The sequence below is a fragment of the Allocoleopsis sp. genome, assembly GCF_036703385.1.
In the GTDB taxonomy this organism is placed as follows: domain Bacteria; phylum Cyanobacteriota; class Cyanobacteriia; order Cyanobacteriales; family Coleofasciculaceae; genus Allocoleopsis.
Genome location: NZ_DATNPA010000085.1, coordinates 1 through 7,800 on the forward strand (window position 1 = coordinate 1; position 7,800 = coordinate 7,800).

General features: G+C 42.9%; 6 protein-coding genes and 1 pseudogene. 2 read left to right on the plus strand and 5 right to left on the minus strand.

The genetic code is table 11. From position 1 onward, the window contains the following. Positions 1–115 (minus strand): annotated as a pseudogene (locus V6C93_RS38085) (ABC transporter permease); the annotation flags it as partial. Positions 116–543: 428 nt separating this feature from the next. Then, positions 544–2,763: a GumC family protein gene (locus V6C93_RS04355; protein ID WP_333475425.1), complete on the minus strand. Its 2,220-nt coding sequence runs from the start codon at positions 2,761–2,763 to the stop codon at positions 544–546. A gap of 693 nt (positions 2,764–3,456) precedes the next feature. Here V6C93_RS04355 and V6C93_RS04360 point away from each other — a divergent pair. Next, positions 3,457–4,887: a sugar transferase gene (locus V6C93_RS04360; protein ID WP_333475426.1), complete on the plus strand. Its 1,431-nt coding sequence runs from the start codon at positions 3,457–3,459 to the stop codon at positions 4,885–4,887. Between the two features lie 362 nt (positions 4,888–5,249). Here the strand turns inward: V6C93_RS04360 and V6C93_RS04365 are convergent, their stop codons facing one another. Further along, on the minus strand, positions 5,250–5,999 hold the full coding sequence (locus V6C93_RS04365) for a cyclase family protein (RefSeq protein ID WP_333475427.1): 750 nt from the start codon (positions 5,997–5,999) through the stop codon (positions 5,250–5,252). Positions 6,000–6,040: 41 nt separating this feature from the next. Between V6C93_RS04365 and V6C93_RS04370 the strand changes: the two genes are divergently transcribed. Continuing rightward, positions 6,041–6,520, plus strand: a complete 480-nt coding sequence (locus V6C93_RS04370) for a hypothetical protein (RefSeq protein WP_333475428.1) — start codon at positions 6,041–6,043, stop codon at positions 6,518–6,520. An 89-nt stretch (positions 6,521–6,609) separates the two neighbouring features. Here V6C93_RS04370 and V6C93_RS04375 read toward each other — a convergent pair whose 3' ends face one another. Then, the gene (locus V6C93_RS04375) at positions 6,610–7,572 is read right to left on the minus strand and encodes a putative 2-dehydropantoate 2-reductase (protein WP_333475429.1); all 963 of its coding nucleotides are present in this window, start codon (positions 7,570–7,572) and stop codon (positions 6,610–6,612) included. A 5-nt stretch (positions 7,573–7,577) separates the two neighbouring features. Further along, on the minus strand, positions 7,578–7,800 hold a 223-nt coding region (locus tag V6C93_RS04380; protein WP_333475430.1), incomplete at its 5' end, for a hypothetical protein.

Below are 7,800 nucleotides of genomic sequence, written 5' to 3' on the forward strand. Positions count from 1 at the left end.
GTACTATAATGTCACGCCAAGCCAAGAAGTAAAACAACTCCCGGTAAGTCCATAAGTCTTTCCAATATTGTCTCTCTGCACGACCTGCCTCAATAATTAGTTCTTGCTGATGCATCTGCTTTCCTGTAATCGGCTGATTAAAAATTTGAATCAAAGAAATAACTATATTTGCTTTGTTAGGACATTTAGGAGACGAAGAGCTTAGACCCGAATTTCTCGGAAAAAAAGCGATCGCAACCGCCAGGAGTTATATGACTTAGGGGCTTGGGTTTGATCAGCAGTCAACTATTTATTTTTAAAAATATAATACCACTTTGGGAGGATGTGTATAGATTTTTTTTAATCTTCACCTAAAATTTATAATCGCCGAGCAAACTCATGCGAATCTAAAAGCCGCTAAATTACTTCCTCCATAAAGATTTCCCAAATCGGAAAAAGAAGCGCTGAATCTAGCACAAGCTTCACCGCGACTAATTATTGATAAATATTTCAATGATCAGTTCGGTTTAGCCTCGATTGGAGCAACTATCCATCAATGCTACTTCAAGATCGCTTAACCTCACTGTTAATACCAAACTTAGCTTTCTTCGGGTTGGCAGAATTTGGCTCCTTATCCTTATATTGGCCTTTAGTGTAGTAGAAGTAGCTATCCGGTTCGTTTTTAATCATTACGCCATTAGCCACTAACCCTAGGACATTCTGACCCGATCGCCCAAGAAACTCCTTAGCCCCCTTAGCGTCAGGAAAATCTACCCCCCTAGGTCGAACTACCAGTAAAATGCCGTCAGCCATTTTGCCCAAAATAGGAGCATCTGCGATTCCAGCTAGAGGAGGAGTATCCACGATTACAAAGTCATAGATATTCGAGAACGTTTCAATTAAAGAAGCCATCCGTTTTGAGTCGAGAAGCGCCACAGGGTTAGGAGGTATTACTCCAGAGGTAAGAACATCCAGCTTAGGCATGACTTCCCGTAGAACTTCAGTGAATTCAGCCTCACCGACAAGGATGTTACTTAAGCCCACTAAATTTGTTAGTTCCCATATATGGTGTTGAGACGGATGACGCATATCCGCATCGACCAACAAGACTCGGCGTCCCACTTGAGACATAGCTACCGCTAAATTAGCAGATACTTCAGACTTTCCTTCCTTGGGGACGGAACTCGTCACGACAATAGCTTTAATTTCTTTGTCTGAACTCAGGAATTTCAAATTAGCCTGAAGCATTTGGTAAGCTTCGTTGATCGGAGAGTACGGGAAATCTCTAGCAAAAACATTGGGTACAGTCCGGTCTAGATTTCCAATATGAACACTTTTTGCCGATTTGCTTAAGGCAGGAATGACTCCCAGTAAGGTATACCCAAATAGTTCCTTCGCCTCTTTGACACTTTTAACCGATCTGTCTATCAGATCTAGCAAGAAGGCTGTGGCTATAGCAAGCATGATACCTACAATACCTCCCGCTATCAGGTATTTTTTCTTACCAGGGCCAGCGTTCTTCTCAGGAATCAAGGCAGTCTCAATAATACGAGCGTTACCTACAGTTTGATTTTCTGCTACCTGTGCTTCTTGAAGCTTATTCAAAAGAGTCTCGTAGGTAGTTTGGGATGCCTCAACCCGTCGCTGTAGTTCTCGCTGGGTCTGCTCTAATTTAGGCAGGCTCTTAGCTCGATTTTTATAATTTTCTTTTATATTGTAGAGAACGGTTAGCTGGTTAGCCAAACCGGAGCGTTGTCCTTCAAGCTGAACGAAATTCACCGTTAATCCTTGCTTGAGATCTCCAAGTTGTAAATTCTTAATCGGCACATTTTGTTGGCTCCCAAGAACTTGGTATACTCGCTCTTGCAGTAAGGCGCTCAGTTCCGCTTCTTTACGCTTTAAGCTAACTATCGGCGGGGCTGTATCAAGGAAGCGTCTCCGTTCACCCGCGAGCTGAGTTTGTACCTTTTGGAGTTCTGTAAGTACCTCCTTTACTCCAGGCGACTGACTCAAAGAAGCAACGGCTACAGCTTCCTCTTGATTTAGACCTAGCTGGTTACGGACGGATTCAGACTGGGCAGTTATATTTGCCAGTTGAGCCTGAGTTTGAGAAATTTGACCGTTTATGGCTGAGATAGCTTGTACTGCCGTGCTTGCTTCCTCTGACAGAGCCACCACTTGATTCTCTTCTTTAAATTGACGCAAAGCTGCATCGGCTTGCCTGACCGTGGTTTCCAGACTAGGTAGTTGTTTACTAATAAATAGGCGGGCGGCTTTAGCTTTAGCTTGATTATTGAGGACATTGTTGGCGATGTAAACATCCATAATTTTATTAACCACCGCCGCAGCCACCTTAGGGTCAGCGTCCTGATAGGTAATTTGCAGTAAGTCTGTCCCAGTAACAGGTTTCACCTTAAGCCCTCCCACTATAGCTTTTGGATCGAGGGGCTTACCCTTTTTGTCTCTAAGATTCAGTACTTTCACAGTCTCTTGGGCAATGCTATGTGAAGCAATAATCTGTGCTTCTGTAGATAGGGGGTCGCTCTTTTCCCCAATGGAAGCAAGCTCTCCTATATTATTTTTCAAGCCGGTCAGCTCTGAAGGACGGTCTGGTTTGAAGAGAAGCTTTCCCTCTGCCTGATAGACGGGCTTTTGCCTGGACGCGGCTAGAGTGGCAAGTAAAAAAAGAATTCCAAAAACTCCCATAGCTGGGAGCCAGCGCCGTTTAAGAACAAGCCAATATTTTTGAAAATCTATCTCTTCTGAATATTCTGGAACTTCCATAAGCGCTTATGAAAAAGGTTTGAGACAAACAGAGATAGCTAGGGCGCGTATACGATGCTAAGCCAACACTCGATTTGATTGAGCCAGGATGTATAGTTAGGAACGTAACACCAAGCAGCTACCAGTCGTAGCACATGAGGATAGATTTAGGGGTCTTGGGTTAGTCAACCCTAAAAATTCACTCTGCTTCTGGCTCAGCTTCAACTGTATCTTACGGTTCGCTCATTTGGCTCTCCCGTACTTAATAGTGGGAAACCCAAGTGTCACTGATGGCTTTCTGAAAAAATGAAGCAAAAATATTATTATATAACTTTTTGGTGAGCTTAAAACGTTATATGAAATACTTTTTAAAAAAATTCTGCCTTAATACTAAGGGCGCGTAGTTTGCCGCTAAATAAATAATTTATTAAGATTTCCTATAGGTGTAGAATTCTAAAAATTTTTCATGTACCTTTAGTATGAAAAGCAAGAGCTTTATTTTAAGGACACACCACGCAGGAAGGCTTTGTTGAGATAAACTCCTTTGGGAAAACAATAACTTCCCAATAATACTGCTAGTGATGCATCGTCTCTTCTATTCTATGCATCGATTTTAAACTGGCTCTCCAGACTGCTGCCTCTAAGATTTTTTCCAAATCTGGATTAGCAGAATCTACTGATCATTTGAGATTAGTTAAAAGATTTTTCACCATTATGGGAACTTCTACGATTGAATCTTCTAAGTTAGATTTACGAGCACCATTTTTCACAAAACTGCGCCAGAATGCCTATGGAACATGGCTTCGCATTGTTACTCTGGTTTTAGGGGATTTATTCTTTCTCTCACTGGCATGGGTAATGGCAGGAACGTATGGAACTTTTTTACATTCTTTTTGGTCAATCAAAATCAACCCAGCATCATTGTTTGTAGTTCTTCCTATCGAAGTAGGTATTATTGCAGCACAAAAGCTCTATCAATCTGGGCAAAATCGATGTGACTATTGGAATCTTATTAAAGCAATCAGTTTTTCCCACCTCATCCTATTGAGTATCGCTTTTCTCTATGAGCCAATCAAGTTTGTTTCCCGCTCCACATATCTATTTTCGTGGTTATTAAGTATATTTTTTATATGTGTTAGTCGATGGATCACAGATCTTCTACTTCAGCAGCTTCGTAAGGGAGGTGCATTTCGCTATCCTACCCTGATAATTTGTCCTCCCGAAGATGCTGAAAAAGCTATTGGCTTATTAGAACGGGAAAATTGTTATAAGACAATTAAGTACGTTGATGCGTATTCATTGGAAAAATCTAACGTTAGAGTATTCATTGAAGCCATTCGTTATCTAGGTGTAGGAGAAGTTTTTGTCTCCTCTTGGAAGAAGATAAAAGATCCAATGTTCCTTTATTGGAGTCTTCGCAATGCTGGTATTACATTGCGTATTTTGTGCATGGACGTAGAATCTTTTTACCGAAATTCAGATATATCAATGATAGGTGGGGTACCGACTATCAATTTTTATTCCCCCATAATTACGGGTTTTGATTTCTGGATGAAGCGAATTTTTGATTTTGTTTTTTCTATTTCACTACTAATTTTATTAGCCCCGGTTTTACTAATCATTGCAATAATTATTAAGTTGGATTCTTATGGTTCCGTTTTTTACAAACAAGAACGCGTTGGTCTACATGGAAAACAATTCAAGGCGTGGAAGTTTAGAACTATGCATACTAATGCAGATCAGTTCCAGAAAGAGCTAGAAGCCCGTAATGAAATGAAAGACGGTGTTCTTTTTAAAATGAAAGATGACCCTCGCATTACAAAGGTTGGAAAATTTCTGCGCCGCTACAGTCTAGACGAATTGCCACAATTATTTAACGTTCTTATTGGAGAAATGAGTTTAGTTGGTCCTCGTCCTTTACCAGTGAGAGATGTGCAAAAATTCTCTGAGCATCACTTTATTCGCCATGAAGTTTTGCCTGGGATAACAGGACTTTGGCAAGTATCGGGACGCTCAAATCTTACCAACTTTGAGGATGTATTGCGTCTAGATGCTTTTTACATGGAGAACTGGACACTCGGATTAGACTTGCAGATTTTACTGCGAACAATCGTCGTTATTCTTCAAAAGAAGGGGGCTTACTAGACCAGCTCGGCAGAAGTAACCCACCAGCCTAGAATGGGGTGAAAACTAGGGTAAACTGCCAAGAGTTCAGGGAGTAACAATCAGCTCAAAAGCTGGGCATACTTGCTGTTCATCGGTTTAATGGGGCGAGCAAAGATACAACTTAGTCGGCGTCCCTAAACCGAAAGTCATTCACATATAATTCGCGTATACATTTAGGCAAAGCCCATAGTCAAGCTTACTTGGATGCAGTAAGCAATTCAAAATTCAAAATTCAAAATTCAAAATGAGGAAAGTCACTAGTGGCAAGCCTTTTGGAAACTGTCACAATGCAACTTGTAAGCGTAACAGCTTAGAACAGATGGCTCGTCGGATAAATTAAGTTAAGGCAGCAATGCCAACACGGCGACAGGAGAACCGCTACCACCCAAGAGACGTAGAACGCCAATAACTAATATTGTACCGATCGCAGGCAACTGGTCTAAATTAGTCAGATTCTCTAGCACAATCCGAGGCTGTTCTAAAACTAAACGATTGATGGCGAAGGTTGTATCCTGTCCTGAGTCCACACCATGCGTATCAATCCCTATCCCAGCAATCTGCCGTTCTTTTAGCAAAAACTGGGTTGCCTCACTACCAAAACCGGGGAAATGCATTCCTCCAGAGGCATCTTGATTGAAAAATGCCTCCTGATTTGACCACTTCGACTGCCAACCTGTAAATAGCAGCACTACACTTTTTGGAGGAATCTGACCGTATTGTTGCTCCCAGGCCAGAACATCAGCTAATGTAAGCGCATAATCAGTATTACTAGCTGCCTGCTTGCGAATATCAATAACCACGGCTTGTGCAATTAATGACTCAGCCGGGTATTTGTCAATGCTCATCCCTTCGGGATAAAAACTATTAGGCGCATTCATGTGTGTAGCACTATGTTCCCCAAGAGAGAAACGCCGCAGGTAATAACCCTCTTTATCCAACTCAGCTACCGTCTCCAATGCGACAGAGGGGTCACCAGGCCACAGGGGGATTGCGGGGTCGATAATGTGAGAAAGATAAACGATTCGCCTAATGGTAAGGGTTAAGGGTACAAGATTGTTAGCGGGTGGGTGATTGGGTGATTGACTGTCCATAAGCTTCCCTTGATGGTTGAGGAAAGGAGTGAGGAGAAACGATGAAATTTTTACGAATTTTTATGATCGGATTATTGTTCATCGGCTTAATTGCATCAACAGGTTATGCTTTGGAACAAAATCAGAATCGACTGAAGATTGAAGACATTACGCTTCAAGTATTTGACCGTTCAACCAATAAGCTGTCTCCCCTCTCTCCCCTGCCAAACCCCTACGGTATGGATATGGATGTTCTCGTTACTGTTAAGGTTAGAGGAAACCAAACTCCACCGTCAAACCAAGTAGTTCAACCGCAGAAAATAAGGCTTGTTGTTGATGGGAAGGAGTATACAACAGCAGCAACAGGAAAAGTTTCCTCTTGGAAGGAAACCCAAACGCGATCGGTTTTTATCGCTCCCGAAAAGGAAATCAGTTATATACCTTTTTTAATTGAATACAAGTGTTATCCAAACGTGGCTTTCACAGCTAGTGTTTCAACCTCTAGCCTGTGGAAAAGCTTTCCATTATCTTGTGCGGAGTGAGTTGTCCAACACTGAGCTGTTTAATTTAATGCACATGTAATGGATTTGTTGGGTTGCGTGATCGCTTAACCCAACCTACGCTTTCCTGTTCACTGCTCACTGTTGAAGCGGTGATTTTGAACATTCAGAAACTTGAGCTGACGATAAAGCATTGAAATGAGCGGTAAGTTAGTACCGACTGCTGTGGCAACCCGTAAGGGATTACCGACAATTGCCTCGACCTCTAAGGGACGCCGCTCATCGTAGTCAATCTTCATGCTGGTACGATACGGCGTCATCTTTTCCGTATAATCGAGCATGGTTTGAATAAAGCGATCGCTAATTTTACGAGCCGTAGCCGCCGCGCCCGCAACCACTTCTTCCATGAGCTGTTCAACGAGCGATCGCGTATACTGATCTGCCATCAACTCATTTGTTGTCGCATCAAGTACCACAGAAAGCCCGTTGTAGGGAATATTCCACACCAATTTCTGCCAACGAGCCAACAGCAAGTCTTCCGCTAATGTAATGGGGATACCAGCACGTTCAAAATCATCGGCAATCTGACGCATCCGCTCTGTTAAGCCACCGGGTTGATAGTCTGGGAGATATTCGCCCAGGGTAATTTGTTTGTAATCAAGGTGGTGGATATGTCCTGGCCCCACTTTATTGGAACAAAGAAAACACAAGCCCCCCATCACCCGTTTTGAGCCAACAATTGCGGCAACTTCCTGTTCTATCCCTAAGCCATTTTGCAACACTAAAACAACACCATTGTCTTTGACCACAGGGAGCAGCATGTCACATAGTAGGTGATTTTGTGTGGTCTTGAGTGCCACAATCACCACATCACAAGCTGGCATCTTGGCGGCATCATCATAAGCATTGACATAGGGGAGAGTGAAGTCCCCATCTGCCGACTGAATCACTAAACCCTGCTCTCTAACGTGTTGGTAATCGCGATGCAGCAGGAAGTGTACCTCTAGACCTACTCGTTGCAAGCAAGCACCGTAGTACCCACCTAACGCACCCGTCCCCAGGATGGCATAACGGCGAGCCTTTATTGGAGCCATAGAATTCACTTGATCAGTATCGCTTCCAGTGGTAAAAGAGTTGGGGGGTGAAGGACAACCCTATCGAGTGAGTGTTCCGAAGCCATTCCCACGGTTGGCGCGAGCTGACTCACTGGAGCGGGAATCATCTCACCCCGAAAATCTAAGAGCTGAACCAAGATGAGATAGGCGATCGCTAGTAGTAAAGAAATCGCCCCTGTAACAATGGCTACAATTTTTGAGCGCTCC